Genomic DNA, 19,522 nt, shown 5'->3' with positions numbered 1-19,522 from the left:
GTGACTCCCACCTTCCCCGGTTCCGCACGAAGGGTCGATTACCACTGAGGTAATGAAGCAGGTCAGGCCGTGGACGCCGAATCGGGCCCGACCCGCGCGGCGGCCGTGCGGAGGGCCGCGAGCACCGGGGCCATCGGCGATGCACGTCCGGTCGGACCACGTGCGGTGGAACCAGCAGGTGGAGACCCTGGCGGCCCTGGCCGCGGGTGAGGCATGCCGTGCCCTGGTGACCCAGCAGCAAAGCACGGGCGGGGCCCGGCCGAGCCTCCGTCGGACCCGGAACGGGTCACCGCACGCCCGCTCGACGAGCAGGCCGCAGGGCGCGCAGATAACGCCGCCGGAAGAACCGCTGCGCGACCAGCAGCACCGGGAACACCAGGCGCCACGGCCCATGCGGGGCGGCACGGGTCAGGGAGCGGATCGTCAGCGCGACCGTGCCGTCGGGGGACCGGTGGACGACGAAGGCCTCCTCGCCGCTCACGGGATGGCCGGGCAGGGTGCCGTAGGCGAAGCCGCAGCGGTCCGGGGTGTCGACGACGGCGACGACCCGGACGGGCTCCCGCACCGCAAACGGACCGAACGCCGCGCTGATGCGGTACTCGGCCCCCTCCACGACCCGGCCCCCGGCGCCCTCGCGGCCCGTCACCGTGAAGCCACTGCGCCGCTTGATGCCCCAGCACAGCACCGCGTCCGCCGCAGCGTGCCAGTCAGTGTCCCCGCGCCCGATGACGACGGTACGGGCGTAGGGGCGCAGACCTGTGATCCCCACCGACCAGGACTCTTCCGCGGGCCGGGTCGCACCGGCCGGCCCATAAGTGAGTTCACCCGACGACGGGCCGCGTCTCGTACGGCTGTTGGGCATGGCGTTCCTGTTCGGAAGAGGGGACGGGCCATGAGTGATGTGCCCCGGCTCACCGCCCGGGCCTCACCATTGCGCAAGCCGCAGCCCACCATCATGACGATCTCGAGCGCGAGATCATCGTCAGCGACAGTGAGCGCCTTCTTCACATGGGCGAGGGACGGGACGACCACCTTCTCACGGACGTACTCCGGCTCTTGAACACCCTTCACAGGGTCATCCGCCATGGCTCCCTGACGCTCTTCTGACCGAGTTCGCGGCGGGCCCCGGCAACGGATGGTGCTGTCCTCCCGTGAGGGCCGCCGCCACCACGGCGGCGGCCCTCACGATCACCAGCGATGTTTTCGTGCAGGCCTTGTCAGGCGCGGGTCCAGCGTTGGTTGTTGCTGTTCGAGCAGGAGTAGAGCTGGATCAGGGTGCCGTTGACGGTGCCGCCCCCGACGGCGTCGAGGCAGCGGCCGGACTGGACGCCGACGATGGATCCGTCGGAGTTGAGGCGCCACTTCTGGTTGTCGCCGCCCCAGCAGCTGTAGATCTGGACTTTGGCGCCGTTGCCGGTGCCGGCGGCGTCCAGGCACTTGTTGCCGTAGACCCTGAGCTCTCCGGCGTCGGTGTACGTCCACTGCTGGTTGGTGCCGTTGTGGCAGTCCCACAGGTGGAGCTGGGTGCCGTCGGTGGTGCTGGTGCCGGGCACGTCCAGGCAGCGGCCCGAACCGACGCCCTTGATCGTTTTGCCGTCCGCGGGCGGTGGGGTGGAGCCGCCGTTGAGTGCGTTGAGGACGGCGGTGTGGGCGGGCTTCTTGCTGCCGTCGTTGTTGAACAGCAGCGGCGTGTGCTCCGATCGCCAGGAGTCGCTGTCGCGCACACCCCAGACGGTGATGCCGAGGCAGCGCGAGACGGCCAGGCAGTCGTTGACCACGTCGGCGTAGGTCGAGGCCGAGGCACCCTGGATGTCGAGCTCGGTGACGGCCACGTCGACGCCGAGGGCGGCGAAGTTCTGCAGGGTGGTGCGGAAGTTGCTGTTGTAGGGGCTGCCGCTGTTGAAGTGCGACTGGAAGCCGACGCAGTCGATCGGCACGCCGCGCTGCTTGAAGTCCCGCACCATGGCGTACATGGCCTGGGTCTTGGCCCAGGTCCAGTCCTCGACGTTGTAGTCGTTGTAGCAGAGCTTGGCGGACGGGTCGGCGGCGCGCGCGGCGCGGAAGGCGACCTCGATCCAGTCGTTGCCGGTGCGCTGCAGGTTGGAGTCGCGCCGGGCTCCGGAACCGCCGTCGGCGAAGGCCTCGTTCACGACGTCCCACTGGGCGATCTTGCCCTTGTAGTGGGCCATCACGCCGTTGATGTGGTCGATCATCGCCTGGCGCAGTGCGCTGCCGCTGAGGCTCTGCATCCAGCCGGGCTGCTGGGAGTGCCAGGCCAGGGTGTGGCCGCGCACCTGCTTGCCGTTCTGCACCGCCCAGTTGTAGACGCGGTCGGCGGCGGTGAAGTTGAACTGGCCCCGCTGCGGTTGGGTGGCGTCGATCTTCATCTCGTTCTCGGCCGTCACCGAGTTGAACTCACGGGCCGCGATCGTCGCGTACGTCGAGTCGCTCAGCCTGTTCGCGGCGATGGCGACGCCGAAGTAGCGGCCGCTCTGCGCCGCCGCGGCGCCGAGCGTGCTCTCGGCGGCCTGAGCGGACGGCGGCGCGACCAGTACGGCGGCCACACCGAGGACGCCGGCGACCAGCGCCAACAGCAGAGCGCGGATCTTCCGCCGGACAACGGGTCTGGGAAGGGCGTACAAGCCCATGGCTGTGCCTCCAAGGTAGGAATGACGGGATCACCGGACACCGCGGTCATGGGGCCCGGGAGGATCTCAACCGGCACGGACGGGCCCGGTCGGCCGCCGAGTGACGTAGGCCGGGCGGCGGCGGTCTTTCGACACGGGCACGGGGGTACTCCATCGCGGCTCAGCCGGGAGGCCGTCACGCGGCGTCGCACACCTCTCCTGCTGCACGGAGGGTCGGGATGCGTCGGTGCGAGCCTCACCGGGACGAAAAACGGGGTGGCGCAGGTGCTTTGGTGCGCAGATCTGTCGTGCGGCTGTGCGCGGCTCTGCAGTGCGGCACAGGCTGCCCGGGACCAGCGTGGTTCGAAATCTCGTCCTACGGTCGGTTTACCAGACAGGATGATTGAGAGGTTGACAGTAACTCGTCAACCCCCGCGGCAGAAAAAGTTTCCGCTCCCATTTCGAAACTTTCGATGCTGCGTCGAGGTGGGCGGATCCCTGGACCGGTGAGCCGTATCGCACACCACCTGCGGATTTATGGTTGACGCAAGGGATTGTCAGCCCGGTGGGAGGAATTGTTTACAGACAGATCGACGACAGACCTTGACCGGAGGGCCTCTCCTTCCTAGCTTGTGGCGTCACAGAATCGGGATCACTTCGAAATTTTCGAACCCGTCTCTGCCCCTGGCGCGGCTGCCGCTCCGCGGTTCATCGGCATCGCCTCACCCGCCCCCAAGGAGGCCCTCTGATGTGGTTTCGCCACCCGTCCCCGGTCCGTCCAAGACGCTTACTCGGCGTCCTTGCGCCCTTGCTGCTGGTGGCCACCTTCCTCGGTGCCCAGCCCGCCGAGGCTGCGACCGTGGATCCCGACGCCTCGTACGTGCTGGTCAACCGGAACAGCGGCAAAGCCCTGGACGTCTACAACATGGCGACCGACGACGGCGCCCGCATCACCCAGTGGACCAGGAACGACCAGAACCAGCAGCAGTGGCAGTTCGTCGATTCCGGGGACGGCTACTACCGCATCAAGTCCCGCCACTCGGGCAAGGTGCTGGACGTCCACAACTGGTCCACCGCGAACGGCGGCTCGATCGTCCAGTGGGCCGACCTGAACGGCACCAACCAGCAGTGGCGGCTGGCTGACAGCTCGGACGGCTACGTGAGACTCATCTCGCGCCACAGCAACAAGGCCCTCGAAATACAAGGCGCCTCCACCGCCGACAACGCGAACGTCGTCCAGTACGACGACTGGGGCGGCACCAACCAGCAGTGGCAGCTCGTCAAGGTCGGCGCCGGCACCCCCGGCTCGTGCGATCTTCCGTCGAGCTACCGCTGGACATCGACGGGCGCACTGGCGCAGCCCCGGCAGGGGTGGGTGTCGCTCAAGGACTTCACCGTCGCCCCGTACAACGGCAGGCAGCTCGTCTACGCGACCACGCATGACACGGGGACACGGTGGGGTTCGATGAACTTCGGCCTGTTCACCGACTGGCCGGAGATGGCCTCGGCCGGCCAGAACGCGATGTCCAGCTCGACAGTGGCACCCACGCTCTTCTACTTCGCGCCGAAGAACATCTGGGTGCTCGCCTACCAGTGGGGCGGGACCGCCTTCTCCTACCGGACGTCGAGCGACCCCACCAACCCGAACGGCTGGTCGTCCGAGCAGGTGCTCTTCTCCGGAAGCATCTCGGGCTCCGGAACAGGGCCCATCGACCAGACGCTCATCGGTGACGGCACGAACATGTACCTGTTCTTCGCCGGCGACAACGGCAAGATCTACCGGGCCAGCATGCCGATCGGGAACTTCCCGGGCAGCTTCGGCTCGACCTCGACCGTGGTCATGAGCGACACGACGAACAACCTGTTCGAAGCCCCGCAGGTCTACAAGCTGCAGGGCCAGAACCGCTACCTCATGATCGTCGAGGCGATCGGCTCGCAGGGCCGGTACTTCCGCTCGTTCACGGCGACCAGCCTGAACGGCTCCTGGACGCCCCAGGCCGCGACCGAGAGCAATCCCTTCGCCGGCAAGGCCAACAGTGGCGCCACCTGGACCAACGACATCAGCCACGGCGAGCTGATCCGCACCAGCGCCGATCAGACCATGACCGTCGATCCCTGCAACCTGCAGTTGCTCTACCAGGGGCGCAGCCCCAACTCGGGCGGTGACTACGGCCTCCTGCCCTACCGTCCGGGTCTGCTGACACTGCGGCGCTGACGGCACGACGCGGGTCCGGCTCCGAGGGGGAGCCGGCGTGGTGGGCTCGGCCTTCCGCCGAGCCCACCACGCCGTGGTCCGAAAAGCCCAGGTCACCTCCCCCGGCCCCGCAGAAAGCCAAGCGGGCCAAGGCGGCACCGGCCGGGCGTGCGGGCGGCAAGGAGCCCGCCCCGAAGAAGTCCACGGCGAAAAGGCTGTGCAGAAGCCGAAGCTCGCGCCCGTGCGCGTGCGCGACCTCGGTGACCGTTTCATCAACCGCGCGGCCCTCGGCTACGGCCCCGTGGACGAGACCAAGGGATCCAACGCGGTGAGGGCGTGCCGTCCGCTGCTCCGGCGGACGGCACGCCCTCACGTCGCTCAGTGTTCCGACGCGAACCGGACGAACTGCCCCCAGCCTTCGTGGCCGACGGTGAAGGTCGGGCGGGTCACGTCCTTGGAGTCCCTTACGTGGACGGCCTGTTCGGCGATCGCGACCTCCACGCAGTCGTCGCCCTGGGTGCCGCTGTAGCTGGACTTGAACCAGGCGAGTTCCGACATACCGCTGCTCATAGCTCTCCTCGCAGTCGCTCCAGCAGGTCCCGGGATTCCTGGGGATTCAGGGCCTGTGAGCGCAGTGTGTCATAGCGTCGACAGAGCAGACTCATCTCTTTCGCGTCGGAGATCAGCCGTCCGTTCTGCTGCCCCTCGGAGTAGCCGACTCGGCGCCCCTCCGGGGTTTCCAAAATTCGCATAGGTCCATCCAGGCAGCCGTGGAACTCCAACTTCACCGGCACCACTTGAAGCGTCACGTTGCGCGGCGCAGTCAGCTCAAGCACGTGGTCCAGCATGTTCGCCTGCACCTGCGCTCCACCCAGCCCGCGCCGGAAAACCGACTCCTCCACGATGAAGCCGAACGGCACGGTCGGCCGCTCCCGCATCATCGCCTGCCGGTCCATCCGGGCCGCGACCTGTGCCTCCGTCTGCTCGTCGGTCAGCAGCGGAATGCTGTTGTCGAACACCGCCCGCGCATACGCCTCCGACTGCAACAGCCCCGGAACCAGCCGGCACTCGTACGTGCACAGGCTCACCGCCTCCCGCTCCAGCCGCGCCCACCGCCGGAACCACGCCGCCAGCCCCGCCTCGCCGCGCGTGAGATGCCGGGCCGCCTTCCGCAGCGCACCCGTGTTGCCCAGCGCCTCCTCCGCCCGCTCCACGAACGCCTCGTCCGGCATCCGGCGCCCCAACTCCACCGACTCGACCGTGTGTTTGGAGTACTGGACCCGGGCGCCGAGATCGACCCGGCTGAGTCCCGCGTGCTCGCGCAGTGCCTGGACGACGGCGCCGAACGTGCGCAGGCTGTCCGACGGATGCGGCTCCCGCTCCCACTCCCCCGCCGGAACCGCCCGCGCGCCGCCGCTCCCGGCCGCCTCCCCCTCGACTCCGACCACGTCCATCCGCCGCCCCTTTCCTCTCCTGCGGACCGCATCGCGACGGCTCCTCACGCCGCCTCGCGTTCACCGGCCAGCGTGACGGACAATCAGACGTACCGTCCACTCTTCGTGTCCGTACGCTGACTCAGCGTATGGGGTGCCACACTCGTCCCCGCCCCGTCCGCCCGCCACTCTGAGGTCACGGAGAGTCGGGAGAAACCGCCCGCGTCCGCCGCTCACCTGCGGAAACACCCGGGCGGCCGTCTCCCCTCCCGCGCACTCCCGCCCACCACGGGCGGCGGCGGCCGGTCCTGGCCGCGTCAGACGAGCTGGAAGGTGCAGTCATGCAGAACGGAACCAACCTGTACGCGTTCGACATCAGCGGGGCCTCGTTCACGAAGGCGTGCGGCGGCCCCTGCACCGAGGGGTGCGTGACCCTGGCCCGGATCGGCGAGGACGCCTGGGCCCTGGGCGACAGCAAGCGGCCGGACGCGCAGCCGCTGCGGTTCACCACGCAGGAGCTGGCCGCCGCCGGTATCGACCCGGCGCGCTTCGGCCTCGGCGCCTGACCCTCCCCCCTCCCCTCCCCACCGCCGGCCGGACCGGGTCCCTCCCCCTGTCCGGCCGGCGCTCCTCGAAACGGGAACGGCTCGTGCACCACCACGCCTACCTCTGGACCGGCCCGAAGGAACGCTTCGACGACGAGGCCCTGCGGCGGCCCCCGCACCCCGATCCGCCCCCGCCCGGAAGCAGGCCGGAACTGATCGAGCGCTACCGCCAGGTGGCCGCGGAGTTCCGGACCTCGGACCTCCCGCCCCTGGAGACGGCGTACTGGCTCGTCAAGCCCCGCTCACTGGTGCGGGGCACCTGGGACGGGGCGAAGGAGGCGGCGGCCTGGCTCGGCGAGCGGCTGGCCTAGTACGCCCCGCGGTTCGCGGCGGAGGACGACCGGGACACCGCGCGCTTGGCCCGGCTGGTGGACGCCGCCGCCGAACGCCTGCACTCGGGCGCCGACGTGTCGTACGGCTGCTACCTCGAACGGCCCTCGTACCTCTCCCTGGCCGTGGTGACGTGCTCCCCCAACCGCGCGGCCCCCGAACTGGCCTGCCCGTGCGCGTAGGGAACCCGGCGCGCACCGGCTCCTCCCTCATCAGCCCCGACACGCCCTTCTACGAGTTGGAGGGCGGCACGGCCGTACTGCCGGATGCCCTGTTGGAACGCGTGCGCAAGGACGTGCGGTTCGACCGCCGTGTCACACGCATCGAGTACCACCACCCGGACCGCCCCTCACCGGACACCGGGCACGTCCGGAGCAAGGGTCCGCACGTGTGGGTGGACACCGTGTCGGAGGGCCGCGGCGGTCCCGTCGTACGCGAGCAGTTCACCGCGGACGTCGCCGTGGTCACGGTGCCGTCCTCCGGACTGCGTCACGTGCAGGTCGACCCGCCCATGTCGTACGGCAAGCGCCGGGCGGTCTGCGAACTGCACTACGACAGCGCGACCAAGGTGCTGCTGGAGTTCAGCCGTCGTTGGTGGGAGTTCGACGAGGCCGACTGGAAACGGGAGTTGCGCACCGTCGACCCGGGTCTGTACGACGTCTACCGCACCGGTCGCGCCCCCGCGGACGGCAGCCTGCTCGGCGCCCACCCCTCCGTGCCCGCCGGGCACGTCACAGAGGGTCAGCGCACCCACTACGCCGCCAACCGCGCGGTCGCGCGCGACCAGCCGGAGGCGGTCGACGTCGTGGGCGGCGGCTCGGTGTCGGACAACGCCAACCGGTTCATGTTCCACCCGTCCCATCCGGTTCCGGGCAGCGCAGGGGGTGTGGTCCTGGCCTCCTACAGCTGGGCGGACGACGCTCTGCGCTGGGACTCCCTGGACGACGACGCACGGTATCCGCACGCTCTGTGCGGCCTCCAGCAGGTCTACGGCCAGCGCATCGAGGTCTTCTACACCGGCGCGGGCCGCACACAGAGCTGGCTGCGCGACCCCTACGCCTACGGGGAGGCGTCCGTGCCCCTGCCCGGGCAGCACACGGAGTTGCTGCCCGCCATCCCCGTGCGCGAAGGGCCGTTGCACTTCGCCGGGGACCACACGTCCGTCAAACCCGCGTGGATCGAGGGAGCCGTGGAGTCCGCCGTGCGTACCGCCTTGGAGATCCACACCGCATGAGCCGCGCGGGCCGAGCGGCTCCCGAACGCGTCGTCGAAAACAGGACAGACAAGCGGAGATGAGGTACCAAGGATGGAAGGCCGCGTCAGCGGCGACCTCCGCCCTCGCGCAGAGGCCGAGGGCACAACGCGAGGTGACCACCGGTACGCGGAACCTTCCCCCTTCGCGCAGCGTCGTCTGCAGCAAACACCAGGTTTTCCCCATCGCCTTGGTGGTGCAGTCAGGCTTCCCCGAAGCCTCATTGCCGGAAAGGAGATCGTCATGCGTGCACAGAGGATTGCGGTCTCGCTCGTGAGTCCGCTCGTCTTCGCGACCGCCTTCGCGATCCCGTCAGCCGCGGCCTCGCAGGCCTCCGCCGCCGTTCCCCAGACAGCAACCGCAGCGGCGCCGGAGGTCAGCCGGACTCTGGCGCCCACCTCGATCGCCGACTACCGTCGCGGCGTCCGCGACGGACTCCGCGACGGACTCCGCGACGGGCGCAGGGACGGTCGCGACTGCGGCTACCGCGACCGCTACGACGACCGGGCCCGTCACGGCAACCGTGACTACCGACGCGGCTACCGCGACGGATACAGGTCCGGGTACGACTTTGCGTTCCGCCAGGCATTCGACCGGAACTGCCGCGATTAGGCCCGCCTCGCCGTCCACGCGCAGACGGTGATCGAGAAGCACCTCACTGTGAGTTTCCTGCGGCCCGACCCGCAGCCGTGGTCGCCCGTGGCCGGGTGGGTACGGCTGAGCCCGACGCGCGGGTCGGGTCCTCCGGTGTGCCTCGGGTCGTGGGCGAGCAGGAACGGTGCCGCGGTTCAAGTGGCCGGCTGTGGCAGGGCCGGGTTGCGGAGATGTGCGGGGCAGGAGGTGGCCGCGCGGGTGCGTGCGCTGCGGCCTCGTAGGGGGAACGGCTCAGCGGGAGACGGCTTTCCGGCGTCGCGCCGTGGAGCGCAGCGCCGGCAGCGCGGCGGCCGCCAGGAGGACCACCGCACCGCAGACGACCGCCGCCGTCCGCGCGAGTCCCGGGTTCTGTCCGGCGTGGGGCGCCGACTCCGCGTGGGACGCTCCGGTGAGACCCAACACCGGTGCGGGGTGCTCCGGTTCGGGCTTGCCCTCCTCGGCCGGCTGGTCCCAGGAGACGACCTTGCCGTCGTCGTACCGCTGCTTGGCGACGAAGGTCAGCGCGTCCACGCCGGTGGGGACGTGACCGATGTGCACGACGAAGTCGGCCCCGTCCTCGCCGCTGATCGCGCCGCCGGACCAGCCGACGGTGCCGCTTCCGCCGTCGGGTGCCTGCTGCCGCGCGGTCCACCCCTTCGCCTGCTCCGCACGCATCCCCCGCACGCCCTTCGGTGCCTCGATCCACACACCGACGGTGCGCGCGTCGTCCCTCTCGTTGGGTACGTGGAACGTCATCCGCACGTCCTTCGCGCCCGGCTTCACCTCGTCCTCGGAGTGCACGTGCACATGCGCCAGGGCGGGGGCCGCCGTCACCATGAGCAGGCCCGCGGTCAGCAGGGTCGCGGCCGTCCGGGCCGGTCGTCGGAGAAATGTCATGGGTGATTCCTCTCTCGGTGTCCGTGCACACCGGTCACGGACGACAGGGGCGTGGGAGCGGCCGGCCTGAATCCGGCGCGGGATGGTTCTGTACGGCGTCGGCGGCGGACTGCGCCGTGACGCCGGGCGTTTCAGGGCCGTACCCGCTGAGGGGGGACGGCCGGTGTGCGGCCCGGTGAAGCGTTGCCTCACGCGGGGGGATTGGTGACGACCATGGCCGCCGTGACGCTCAGGACGAGGGCCCCGACGAGCAGTTCCGCCACTAGGCCGCGCCGGAGGGTGCGTACGTGTGCCGTGTCCGGCAGCACGGGAGGCGCCGACGCGACCGGTGTCGCCGTCGCCCCGGTTCCGTCGACGGGTCCGGCGGCAGAGGAAGTCGGTGTCGGGACCGTCGTGTGCCGGCGCAGCCAGCGCCGGGCGACGCCGCCGAGCGCGACGAGCACGGCCACACCGGCCGTCTTCAGGAGCAGCAGTCGGCCGAACCGGGTGTCGAAGAGGGCGCCGACGGTGCCCACTTCACGCCACGCCTGGAAGGTGCCCGTCACGACGAGCACGGTCACACAGGCGAATGCGAGCCGGGAGAACCGGGGCAGCACGGAGGCCGACGCGGTGACGGCTCCCGGCCTCGCCAGAACCGCCGCGGCCAGCGCGAGTCCGCCCAGCCACACGGTCATCGCGGCGAGATGGGCGAAGTCGGCGGCCAGGGCGAGGAACGTGTACCGTCCGTCGACGGAGTGGCCGGTCACCGGCCACGTGCTCCACAGGACCACGGCCGCCGCGGTCGCCCCGAGGGCCGCCGCCCTGGCCCGCCTGCCCGACGCGCCGGCCGCGAGGGTCGCGAGCACGGTCGCGGCGCCCAGGGCGAGAAGGGCGTAGAAGCGTACGGCGTAGGCGTGGTCGGCGAGCGCCGCGTGCTGGTGGGCGCTGGAGCCGGACCAGGCGTCCGACAGGGGCCGGCCGTCGGCCCAGACGGCGTGGACGGCCAGGACCGCGAGGGTGCCGGTGGCCAGCAGGCCGAGCCCCGCCCACACCAGGCCCCGGGTGCCGCGGTCACGCAGCCCGGCGGGCCACAGCCACAGTACGACCAGCAGCACGCCGGGGCCGAGCGCGAGTCCGGCGTAACCGGCCGCGCGTGACACGCCGAGGAGGCGGCTCGCCCACGCGCTGCCGGAACCGCCGAGCGGCGGGACGACGCCGACGACCTGGCTGGTCCTGTGGATGGAGAAACGGAAGGTGCCTGCCACGGGATGTCCGTCGGCCGACGTCACCTGCCAGGCCACGGTGTACGTACCCGGGTGCAGGCCGCCGGGCAGGGCGGTCCGAACGACGGGATCGGGCCGGTCGTCGGCGTGGCCGCCGAGGTCCACTCGGCGCATGTGGTCGTCGAACACGCGCACCGCGTTCTCCCTCGCGGTCACCGGCTGTCGGAACGTCAGCGCCGCCTGGACGGGCAGGCCGGGCAGCACCTCACCGGCGGCGGGATCGCTCGACCGTACGCCGGTGTGCGCGGAGGCGGGCCCGGCGGACGCGGCCGCCAGGCAGAGAACAAGGCAGAACATGGTGATGATGCGGCGCATCCGTTTCCCCCCGGGTGCCCTTGAGACGCAATGCGTCCAGGGTGGGGCCTCGCCGCCGCCTGCGGCAGCCTCGCCTTTGGGGGTGCGGCCCCCTCAAAACGAGGGGGTCAGGTGCGCAGCGGCAGCACGGTACGGACCTCGGTGCCACCGTCGGGGCGTTCGGCGACCGTCATCCCGCCGCCCAGTTCGGTGACGGTGTCCCGGATGAGCTGCAGGCCGAGGTGACCGGTCTTGCCGAGTGCTTCTCCCGGGCCCTTCCCGTCGTCCGCCACCCGCATCAGCAGCCGTTCCCCACCGCCGGTGACCTCGATCCAGGCGTGCCGTGCCTCGGCGTGCTTGAGGACGTTCGTGACGCACTCCCGCATGCAGCGGTAGACGAGAGCGGCGAGGTCGGGCCCGAGCGAGGCCCGGACCTCGACGGTCGTGGTGACGCTGAGGCCCTCCCTGCGCAGGCGTTCGGCAAGCAGTTCGACCGCCTGCGGCAGACCGTCCTCGGTCAGGTCCGGCGGATAGATGTCCACCATCATCGTGCGCAGTGAACCGACGGCGCCGCGCAGGACCTCACCGACCTTGTCGAGCATGCCGTCGGCCGTGGCGCCGGCCCCCGGGGGCAGTGCGCCGCGGACGGCCGACAGGGCGTATCCGGCCCCGGCGAGGTCCTGCACCACTCCGTCGTGCAGGTCACGGGCGATCGCGCGCCGCTCCCGTTCAGAGGCGGTCAGGGCTTTGCCCAGCAGTCGGCTGCGTTCCGCGTCCGCCTTGCTGACGCGGCGCAACAGGTGTATTGACAAAGGAAGTTGAGCCACCAGCAGAAGCAGCAGCGCCACGATGGAGAAGGGCACGAGGGTGTGCATCAGCTCGGTCCGCGCGGTGGCGACGCGGGCGTCGGTGGAGTACACCTCGAGCGCCAGCCGTTCACCGGAGTCCAGGTCGAGCGGGACGTAGACCTCCACGAGGCGGCGGCCGCCGTGGCGTTCGGTGACGTTCTCCTCGTCGGACAGGTCGGACAGGTCGGCCCAGCTCGCCCGCTCGTCGATGGTCCTGCGCACGTCGTCGTTAGGGAAGGACATCCCGATGGAGTGGTGCTCGTTGGAGTACAGGACGTCGCCCTGTCGGTTCCACACCTTCACCCGGACGACGCCGGCCTCGTGCTGCCGGGCCCTGACGGCCTCGTCCAGCCGTGCCCGCGCGGAGACGTCCCCGCGGAGCAGCGCCGGCATGGCCGGCTTGAAGATCACGTTGCCCATGAGCTGCGCGGAGCGGGCCGCCTCGGCGAGCGCGGTCTTCTCCGCGATCGAGTCGGCGGCCACCACGGTGCCCGCCCCGACGACCGCGAAGGCACCCACTCCGATGAGCACCATCGCGACCAGCGCCCGCCGGACGGTTCTGCTGCCCCCCGTCTCCGCCGTGGGGCCGCCGCCCGTCCGGTCAGCCATCGGTGCCCGCCTCGACAAGGCCGAGCCGTTGCGCCTTCACGACGGCCTCCAACTGCGAGCGCACCCCGAGTTTGAGGTGGATCGCCTTCACGTAGCCGCGGCAGGTGTTGACGCTGATCCCCAGCAGCCTGGCGATCGCGGCCGGCGCCAGGCCCTTGCCCATCAGGCCGAGCACCTCGGACTCCCGGGCGGTGAGATTGGCCGCACCGGGCTCGTCGGTGACCTGGGACCGGCCGGCGTCGCCGAACATCGACGCCGACACCAGCATCGACCCCTGCCGCACCTCCCGCAGAACGGTCAGCATCTCCTCCAGCGATCCGGACTTGGGCACGAACGCGCTCGCGCCCGCCTGCGCGGCCCGCACCACCCAGTCCGGGTCGCGGTGCGCCGAGACGATGACGACGATCGCGTTCGGGGCGGCGTCGCGGACCCGCCGGGTGACGTCCAGTCCGCTCTCCCTGCCGAGCGAGATGTCCATCACGACCATGTCCGGGTGTTCCCTCACGGTCAGTTCGACCGCCGCCGACCCGGTCGCCGCGCATCCCGCGCAGTCGAAGTCCGGCTGTGATCCGAGCGCGAAGGCCAGCAGCTCGGCAAACGTCCGATGGTCGTCGACGATCAGCACGCGCGTCGGCGACGAACCCCTGTGTCCCCCCATGTTCCCCCCACCGGGCGGGCCGCCACCGTTGCCGGTCCGCAGGAGACATGGAACCACGACATGTGAGGAAAGGCCTATCAGCTGTGCGGGAATGGTGCTTTTTCCGAGTAGCCGACCCCTCTGGTTTGGGGATGGCTGCGGCGCCCCGGACCAGGCACCGTTGAGCCATGCCGATTCGCCTGCTCGTCGTGGACGATCACCAGCTCGTGCGGGACACCCTGGCCACCGTCCTGGGCGCAAGCACACTCGTCGACGTGGTGGGCGTGGCGTGCGACGGGGCGGAAGCCGTCGCGGCGGTCCTGCGGCTCGCGCCGGACGTGGTTCTCATGGATCTCGCCATGCCGGTGATGAACGGCGCCGAAGCGACCCGGCGGCTGCTGGTCCTGCGGCCCGGCACCCGAGTCGTGGTGCTGACGTCCGCGGTCGGCGGACGGCTGGAACGGGCGGCCCTCGACGCCGGGGCCTGCACGGTGCTGCACAAGGGCACCGGGATCGACGTGGTGCTCGACGCGATCGTGGCGGTGGCGCCGCGGGACTGATCCGCCGGGCGGATCGCTTCCGGTGTGCGGCCGGCGGCCCCGCGTGCCGTCCCCGTGGCGGTGTGCGGGTCACGGGTCGTGCCGGCCCCTGACGCGGGGCACGCTCACGGAGCACCCGGACTCGGCCACCAGCGCAGCAGCACCCGCCCCGTCACCTCCCCGACGGGTACCGGGCCGAACTGCCGGGAGTCGACGGAGTGCCGGCGGTTGTCGCCCAGGACGAAGACGGTGCCGGGCGGCACGTGCGCGGGCCCGTAGTACAGGCCGTCGAGGGTCCGCCGGTCGATCGCCGGCTCCGTGACGGGGCGGCCGTCGACAGTGAGGACCCCGTCCTCGATCCCGACGGTGTCACCGGCCACCGCGGCGACCCGCTTGACCAGCCGCGAGCCGCCGTGGTCGAACACCACGAGGTCTCCGCGCCGGGGCGTTCCGCGCCAGTAGGCGCGCTCGTCGACGAGCAGGTGGTCGCCGGCGCGGAGCGTCGGCTCCATGCTGGTCGACTCCACCCGTACGCGCCCCAGCAGGAGGCTGCCGGCCACGAAGGCCGCGGCCACCACCGCGCAGGCGACGGTCCGGCGCACGGCGGCCCGCGGTACGGCGAGGCGCCGTACCGCGGGCCGCCGCGGCGGGCTCACCCGAGCAGGCCGGTCAGCCCGAGTGTCCACAGGAACGTTCCGAGGACGAAAAGCGCGTTGACCGCCCGAGACCGCGCGCGGCCGGAGAGGGACCGTACGAGCACCAGCAGTGCGGCGAGCCGAGTGCACAGTCCGGCCGTCAGCAGCGGGTCGGCCTCGACCGGCCGGTTCCGCTGCCCCAGGGGCACGCCGGTACTGACGGCCACCACGTACGAACCGATCAGCAGACCGAGCACGAGGACCGCGGAGAGCGCCGCGGCCGTGCCCCGCGAGACCCACACCTGTCGCGCCGCGACGAGCTGGACGACGGCGGCCAGCAGGAAGGGCAGGGCCCCGGCCAGGCCGTGCGCCACGCGCTGCTGGAAGGCGACCAGGTCGCCGACTGCCGCGACCACGCAGAGCAGCGACGCGACGTGCGGGGCGCGAAGGCCGCCCACGAGGCCCGTACGCATCACCGGCGCCGCCCCGTCGGTCGTCGGCGCCTCAGACGAGGGTGTCATCGTCGCCTCCCAGCTCGGGAGCGGGCTCGGTCTTCGCCGGATCGGCGAAGACCGGATGGTGCTCGGTACTGGGCGGTCCCACGCGGAACTGCGCCATCATGTCGTGGTCCTCGTGCACGAGGTTGTGGCAGTGGATCATGTAACGCCCGGTGTGCGGGCCGAACTTGACCGCCACGCGCACCGTCTCGTTCTCACCGACGTACACCGTGTCCTTGCCGCCGAGCTCCCAGGGGTCGGGCGCCCTGCCGTTGCGGTCCAGCACCTTGAAGTCGACCAGGTGCACGTGGACCGGGTGCGACCAGCCTCCGGACGTGTTGACGAACTCCCAGACCTCGACGTCCCCGAGTCCCGGGTCGGCCCAGACGTACTCGTAGTCGGAGGCGACGACGTCGGCCCAGGTCTTGCCGTTGACGGTCCAGGTTCCGTTCTTGCGGATGAACTCGAACCTCCGGGTCTTCTTCGCCATCGCCGCGGTGAGGTCCATCGCGGGCGCGTTCGGGTTCAGCAGGTCCGGGATCGTGTTGCCCGACAGGTCGGTGGGGTCGCTGACGACGTCGAAGGCCATCACGTCACCGGTGGTGTCGAAGTCCTCGACGTTCGGCACGCGCAGGTTCTTCAGGACCACCCGCTGGCCGATCCTGTACTTGGCGAAGTCGATGATGATTTCGTACCGTTCGGCCATGCCGTGCCGGTAGCTGGTCGCCGAACGGGGCTGCGGCATCAGCCCGGCGTCCGTCCCGATGAAGACGAACGGGTCGCCGGTGCTGAGCGCGAACTTGAAGCCCCGCGAGATCGCGCAGTTCAGGATCCTGAAGCGGTACTTGCGCCGCTCGACCTTCATCACGGGCCAGGGCCGGCCGTTGACCAGGATCACATCACCGAAGATCCCGGAGTGCCCCTCGTCGTCGTACAGCAGCTGTCCGTCGCGGTCGAACATGGCGTCGCGGATGAGTAGCGGGACGTCGTACCGGCCCTTCGGGATGGGCAGCGACTGCTCCAGCTCGTCGTGCATCGTGTACATCGCGGCGAGGCCCATGTACGCGTTCTCGGCAGTGTGGTGGACGCCGTGGTCGTGGTACCAGAGCGTCCGGGCGTCCTGGAAGTTCGGGTACCGGTAGTCCTTGTACTGGCCGGGCCGTGTGATGTCGCTGGCGTAGCCGTCGTACTCCGGCAGCGATCCCGATCCGTGCAGGTGCACCGAGGTCCACGACTCGTACCGCAGTCGGGGGTGCACCGAGGGGAGTTCGTTGATCTGCCGTACGACGGCCGGACGGCCCCGCGTGGCCCGGATCGTCGGGCCGCCGAACGTCCCGTCGTACGACCAGGTCTCGGTCTTCATGCCGGGCAGGATCTCCGTCGCCGCGCTGCGCATGCTGATGGTGTAGTAGTCGGTGGTGCTCGACCGCTTGGTCGGAACCGCCTCGGGCGGCACCGTGAACGGCACGGTGAACGGCTTCGGGAACTTGCTGACCGCGATCCGGTCGGAAGCGGTCTTGGCGCGCGCGACGCGTTCGAGCGGCAGCGCCAGGGCTGCCGACGCGAGGACGCCGAACTTCATCACATCACGTCTGGACAGCGCGTTTTCATGCATGTGCGTGCTCACCCCCATGGTGGGCCGCCGAAGCGGCGCTCGGGCCCTGCTCTCCCCCTGGAGTCGCGGATGCCCGTGTTTCTTTTCTCGGTGCTGGTCGGTGCTGGTCGGTGCTGGTCGTACGCGGTGGGTCATGTACGGCGCCGCACATGGCCCGCCGGTCGTGCTCCTCGGCCGCGGGGCCCGCGATGCTCCTGAACACACCGCTGAGGAGAGGCGACCAGGCGGGAAGGCAAGGAGCGGGCAGCCGGTGGAGGGGGGGCCACCGGCTGCCCGGAGGAAACAGGACGGCCGGTGAACCGGGGGCTCCCACGGCTGCCCTGTCCTGGCCGGCTCCCCGGCCGCGGGGTTCGTCTGAGGGAACGAACCCGCCTGACGGGGCACCGGCCGGCCGGTGCTGTTGCGAGAATCCCGCCGTCCGCCGCCGGGCAGGCGGGGCCTCCGCGCCAGGCCCTAGCTGTTCGGCACGGTCACCGGTCCCAGGGTTCCGCCCTTGTCGGACGAGATGTGGACGGGGGACGGGTTGCTGGTCGCGGCACTGCCGGTCCTCAGGCGCAGGCTCCAGGCCCCGTTGACCGCGCCCGCCGCGGCCGGTTGCACGATCACGCCGGTGGCGAAGACGGGACCGGTCGGCGACCCGGAGCGGAACGTCAGCGACGCGCCGGGGACGGACCCGGTGCCGTCGAGCCTGAGGTCTCCGGACTTCCACTTGGCGAGGGTGATCACGATCTTGTCGACCGCGGGTACCTTCGGGGTGACGTCGGCCGGCGTCGACGCCGCGCCCCTGCCCACCGCGTTCACGGCGACGACCGTCACGGTGTACTTCGTGTCGTTCGTCAGCCCGGTGAAGAGCAGGCTGGACGCGCTGGGCCCGGCCGTGACCGTGACCGGCGACCCCGAGGCGGGCGTCGCGGTGATCTCGTAGCCCGTGAGGGGCGACGTGCCCGGGTCCTCGGGCGCCGTCCAGCGGACCGTCGCGCTCGCGTTGGAGCCCTGGACGGTGACCCCCTGCGGGGCGCTCGGCGCCCTGGTCGACCCGAACGTGTACTTCTCCGTCCTGGCCTGCGAGGCGTTGCCGGCCGGGTCGAAGGCCACGTACCGCAGGGTCTTCGGCCCGTCGGACGCCGTCAGCTCGATCGGCCCGGTGTACAGCGTGGCCGCAGGCCCGGCGGTGCCCGCCTCCAGCGGGTCGGAGCCGTCGAGCGTGTAGTAGATCTCCGAACCGGTCTCGTCGGCGCTGAGGGTGACCTGCGTGTCGTCCGTGTAGAAGCCGCCGGCGGGCTTCGCGGTCACGGTCGGCGGCGTGGTGTCGCCCGACGGGGTGTTGCCCTGCAGCGCGGGCGGCCAGGACTCGCCGGTCTCGCTGAACGACCTGACCTCGACGCGCCTGCCCTTGACGGAGCCCGGCAGAGTCGCCGAGGTCGCGTCCGGATCGTTGACGCGGACGCCGACCTCGCTCTGCACGCTGTTCCTGCTGAGCTGGTCGACGGCTCGCACGGTGTATCCGAGGACCGGCGCGGCGCCGGGGACGGGCTTCGGCGGGGTCCAGCTCACGGACGTCGAGTCGCCCTGGTCGTGCACCTCGACGTCGGTCGGCGAGGCCGGCCCCTGCTGGGACGGACCGGGCGGGCAGCCGCCCATCCCGGGCCCGCCCACCTCGCCGAACTCCGAGATCGTCACGCCCTGGGTGTTGCCGTCGGAGTCCTGGTCCTGCCAGCTCGTCGCCATGTACATACCGCCGGCGGCGGTGGCGGCCGTGTCCGCGTCGAGGAACTCGTAGGTCGCGGTGAACTCGCCGTCGGCCACCTGCAGCCCGGAGGCGTAGCCGCCCTTCGGCGCGTTCGTGAGCGGACCGGGCGCCGCCCGCACGTCGCGCCGTCCCACCACGGTGTCGCGCAGCGCCGGTTCGACGATCCGCTGTTCCAGGAACGTCGGATCGACCTGGGGCCCGAGCCGCCCCTGGATCACCAGGGTGGTCGGCGTGGTCAGGGTGCCGCCGGTGACACCGAGATCGAGGGTCGTGGCGTCGGCGGCCACGGTGCCGCCGAACTTGACCGACACCACGTCCCCGGCCCGGATGTCCGGGGTCACCTGGGGGCCGCCGCCCGCGCCCCAGCACAGGCCGCCCGGGTGATTGATCTCGATGGCCGGGTTGCCCGCCGCGATCGAGGCCGCCGCGGCCATCGCGCCGGTGGCCGAGCCGACGACGCCGACGCCGGGGCGCCGCACCTCGACGGTCACCTGTTCTCCCGCGTGCTCGGAGAATCCGTCGATGGAGACGAAGTCCCGGTCCGGGAAGATCGTGATGTTGTCCGGGAAGACCGGAACAGCTGCTTGGGCGGTGACGGGCGCCATCGAGGCGCTGATCACCATGCCGGAGATGACGAGGCCGGCGGTACGTTTTCCTCTGCCCCCGCCCCGCGCGAACTTGCTCATGACGACGTTCCCCTCTGTGGCGACACACGGACCGACCGGCGCCGGGCGGTCGGCTGCGACGAGCGGGTTCCAAGGTCCCCGATTCCCCTACACCGCGGCAGCCTCGTCTTGGGCACCCCCCTATCCCCAATCTGGAGGGGTCGCCCCTTCCCACGGCGTGCCGCGGGGCGACGCGAGCG

16 protein-coding genes and 2 pseudogenes are annotated in these 19,522 nt (G+C 71.0%); 6 read left to right on the top strand and 12 right to left on the bottom strand.

The window, feature by feature from the left end; genetic code table 11:
• Positions 1–286: 286 nt before the first annotated feature.
• A complete protein-coding gene (locus tag JL475_RS14765) occupies positions 287–769 on the bottom strand; it encodes a DUF1990 domain-containing protein (protein WP_307825055.1) in 483 nt (160 codons plus the stop codon).
• Positions 770–1,217: 448 nt separating this feature from the next.
• A complete protein-coding gene (locus JL475_RS14760) occupies positions 1,218–2,648 on the bottom strand; it encodes an endo-1,4-beta-xylanase (RefSeq protein WP_202278060.1) in 1,431 nt (476 codons plus the stop codon).
• A 727-nt stretch (positions 2,649–3,375) separates the two neighbouring features.
• Here JL475_RS14760 and JL475_RS14755 point away from each other — a divergent pair.
• On the top strand, positions 3,376–4,842 hold the full coding sequence (locus JL475_RS14755) for a non-reducing end alpha-L-arabinofuranosidase family hydrolase (protein ID WP_202278058.1): 1,467 nt from the start codon (positions 3,376–3,378) through the stop codon (positions 4,840–4,842).
• Positions 4,843–5,199: 357 nt separating this feature from the next.
• Here JL475_RS14755 and JL475_RS14750 read toward each other — a convergent pair whose 3' ends face one another.
• Positions 5,200–5,391, bottom strand: coding sequence for a DUF397 domain-containing protein (locus JL475_RS14750; protein ID WP_202278056.1), 192 nt, complete (start codon positions 5,389–5,391; stop codon positions 5,200–5,202).
• The gene (locus JL475_RS14745) at positions 5,388–6,275 is read right to left on the bottom strand and encodes a helix-turn-helix transcriptional regulator (RefSeq protein WP_202278054.1); all 888 of its coding nucleotides are present in this window, start codon (positions 6,273–6,275) and stop codon (positions 5,388–5,390) included. Before JL475_RS14745 ends, JL475_RS14750 begins: the two co-directional genes overlap by 4 nt.
• Before the next feature lie 320 nt (positions 6,276–6,595).
• Between JL475_RS14745 and JL475_RS14740 the strand changes: the two genes are divergently transcribed.
• The 4 genes and pseudogenes from JL475_RS14740 to JL475_RS14725 all read left to right on the top strand — a co-directional run bounded on the left by JL475_RS14740 (position 6,596) and on the right by JL475_RS14725 (position 9,053).
• Positions 6,596–6,820 carry a DUF397 domain-containing protein gene (locus JL475_RS14740; protein ID WP_202278052.1) on the top strand — a complete coding sequence of 75 codons (225 nt, stop codon included), beginning with the start codon at positions 6,596–6,598 and terminating at the stop codon, positions 6,818–6,820.
• An 83-nt stretch (positions 6,821–6,903) separates the two neighbouring features.
• A pseudogene (locus JL475_RS14735) lies at positions 6,904–7,371 on the top strand (hypothetical protein).
• 17 nt (positions 7,372–7,388) lie between these two features.
• Positions 7,389–8,423, top strand: a pseudogene (locus JL475_RS14730) (flavin monoamine oxidase family protein); the annotation flags it as partial.
• Between the two features lie 261 nt (positions 8,424–8,684).
• Positions 8,685–9,053, top strand: a complete 369-nt coding sequence (locus JL475_RS14725; protein ID WP_202278050.1) for a hypothetical protein — start codon at positions 8,685–8,687, stop codon at positions 9,051–9,053.
• A gap of 273 nt (positions 9,054–9,326) precedes the next feature.
• Here the strand turns inward: JL475_RS14725 and JL475_RS14720 are convergent, their stop codons facing one another.
• The 4 genes from JL475_RS14720 to JL475_RS14705 form a co-directional block, all read right to left on the bottom strand.
• Entirely contained in the window at positions 9,327–9,971 is a 645-nt protein-coding gene (locus tag JL475_RS14720; RefSeq protein ID WP_202278048.1) for a DUF1775 domain-containing protein, read from the bottom strand.
• Positions 9,972–10,159: 188 nt separating this feature from the next.
• Positions 10,160–11,548 carry a copper resistance CopC/CopD family protein gene (locus JL475_RS14715; protein ID WP_202278047.1) on the bottom strand — a complete coding sequence of 463 codons (1,389 nt, stop codon included), beginning with the start codon at positions 11,546–11,548 and terminating at the stop codon, positions 10,160–10,162.
• 107 nt (positions 11,549–11,655) lie between these two features.
• Positions 11,656–12,984 carry a sensor histidine kinase gene (locus JL475_RS14710; RefSeq protein WP_202278046.1) on the bottom strand — a complete coding sequence of 443 codons (1,329 nt, stop codon included), beginning with the start codon at positions 12,982–12,984 and terminating at the stop codon, positions 11,656–11,658.
• Positions 12,977–13,642, bottom strand: coding sequence for a response regulator transcription factor (locus JL475_RS14705; protein ID WP_202278045.1), 666 nt, complete (start codon positions 13,640–13,642; stop codon positions 12,977–12,979). The genes JL475_RS14710 and JL475_RS14705 overlap by 8 nt, the downstream gene beginning before the upstream one ends.
• A gap of 167 nt (positions 13,643–13,809) precedes the next feature.
• Between JL475_RS14705 and JL475_RS14700 the strand changes: the two genes are divergently transcribed.
• Positions 13,810–14,181 (top strand): response regulator transcription factor, encoded by a 372-nt coding sequence (locus tag JL475_RS14700; RefSeq protein WP_202278044.1) that lies wholly within the window; start codon positions 13,810–13,812, stop codon positions 14,179–14,181.
• Positions 14,182–14,285: 104 nt separating this feature from the next.
• Here JL475_RS14700 and lepB read toward each other — a convergent pair whose 3' ends face one another.
• The 4 genes from lepB to JL475_RS14680 form a co-directional block, all read right to left on the bottom strand.
• On the bottom strand, positions 14,286–14,816 hold the full coding sequence (gene lepB, locus JL475_RS14695) for a signal peptidase I (RefSeq protein ID WP_202278043.1): 531 nt from the start codon (positions 14,814–14,816) through the stop codon (positions 14,286–14,288).
• Positions 14,813–15,316, bottom strand: coding sequence for a hypothetical protein (locus JL475_RS14690; RefSeq protein WP_202278042.1), 504 nt, complete (start codon positions 15,314–15,316; stop codon positions 14,813–14,815). The genes lepB and JL475_RS14690 overlap by 4 nt, the downstream gene beginning before the upstream one ends.
• A complete protein-coding gene (locus JL475_RS14685; protein ID WP_202278041.1) occupies positions 15,300–16,907 on the bottom strand; it encodes a multicopper oxidase family protein in 1,608 nt (535 codons plus the stop codon). The genes JL475_RS14690 and JL475_RS14685 overlap by 17 nt, the downstream gene beginning before the upstream one ends.
• A gap of 453 nt (positions 16,908–17,360) precedes the next feature.
• A complete protein-coding gene (locus tag JL475_RS14680; RefSeq protein ID WP_202278040.1) occupies positions 17,361–19,343 on the bottom strand; it encodes a fibronectin type III domain-containing protein in 1,983 nt (660 codons plus the stop codon).
• Positions 19,344–19,522: the final 179 nt, after the last annotated feature.

It is taken from the genome of Streptomyces sp. M2CJ-2 (genome assembly GCF_016757295.1).
Taxonomy (GTDB): domain Bacteria; phylum Actinomycetota; class Actinomycetes; order Streptomycetales; family Streptomycetaceae; genus Streptomyces.
Note: the sequence above shows the minus strand (reverse complement) of the source record. Positions and strands in the feature narration are given on the sequence as shown.

What these genes read in the sequence shown, in the direction of transcription:
- JL475_RS14690 (WP_202278042.1), bottom strand. Translation starts at nt 15,316, where the DNA reads ATGACACCCTCGTCTGAGGCGCCGACGACCGACGGGGCGGCGCCGGTG.
- JL475_RS14720 (WP_202278048.1), bottom strand. Translation starts at nt 9,971, where the DNA reads ATGACATTTCTCCGACGACCGGCCCGGACGGCCGCGACCCTGCTGACC.
- JL475_RS14755 (WP_202278058.1), top strand. Translation starts at nt 3,376, where the DNA reads ATGTGGTTTCGCCACCCGTCCCCGGTCCGTCCAAGACGCTTACTCGGC.
- JL475_RS14745 (WP_202278054.1), bottom strand. Translation starts at nt 6,275, where the DNA reads ATGGACGTGGTCGGAGTCGAGGGGGAGGCGGCCGGGAGCGGCGGCGCG.
- JL475_RS14750 (WP_202278056.1), bottom strand. Translation starts at nt 5,391, where the DNA reads ATGAGCAGCGGTATGTCGGAACTCGCCTGGTTCAAGTCCAGCTACAGC.
- JL475_RS14685 (WP_202278041.1), bottom strand. Translation starts at nt 16,907, where the DNA reads ATGCATGAAAACGCGCTGTCCAGACGTGATGTGATGAAGTTCGGCGTC.
- JL475_RS14680 (WP_202278040.1), bottom strand. Translation starts at nt 19,343, where the DNA reads ATGAGCAAGTTCGCGCGGGGCGGGGGCAGAGGAAAACGTACCGCCGGC.
- JL475_RS14705 (WP_202278045.1), bottom strand. Translation starts at nt 13,642, where the DNA reads ATGGGGGGACACAGGGGTTCGTCGCCGACGCGCGTGCTGATCGTCGAC.
- JL475_RS14740 (WP_202278052.1), top strand. Translation starts at nt 6,596, where the DNA reads ATGCAGAACGGAACCAACCTGTACGCGTTCGACATCAGCGGGGCCTCG.
- JL475_RS14710 (WP_202278046.1), bottom strand. Translation starts at nt 12,984, where the DNA reads ATGGCTGACCGGACGGGCGGCGGCCCCACGGCGGAGACGGGGGGCAGC.
- JL475_RS14700 (WP_202278044.1), top strand. Translation starts at nt 13,810, where the DNA reads ATGCCGATTCGCCTGCTCGTCGTGGACGATCACCAGCTCGTGCGGGAC.
- JL475_RS14715 (WP_202278047.1), bottom strand. Translation starts at nt 11,548, where the DNA reads ATGCGCCGCATCATCACCATGTTCTGCCTTGTTCTCTGCCTGGCGGCC.
- JL475_RS14760 (WP_202278060.1), bottom strand. Translation starts at nt 2,648, where the DNA reads ATGGGCTTGTACGCCCTTCCCAGACCCGTTGTCCGGCGGAAGATCCGC.
- JL475_RS14725 (WP_202278050.1), top strand. Translation starts at nt 8,685, where the DNA reads ATGCGTGCACAGAGGATTGCGGTCTCGCTCGTGAGTCCGCTCGTCTTC.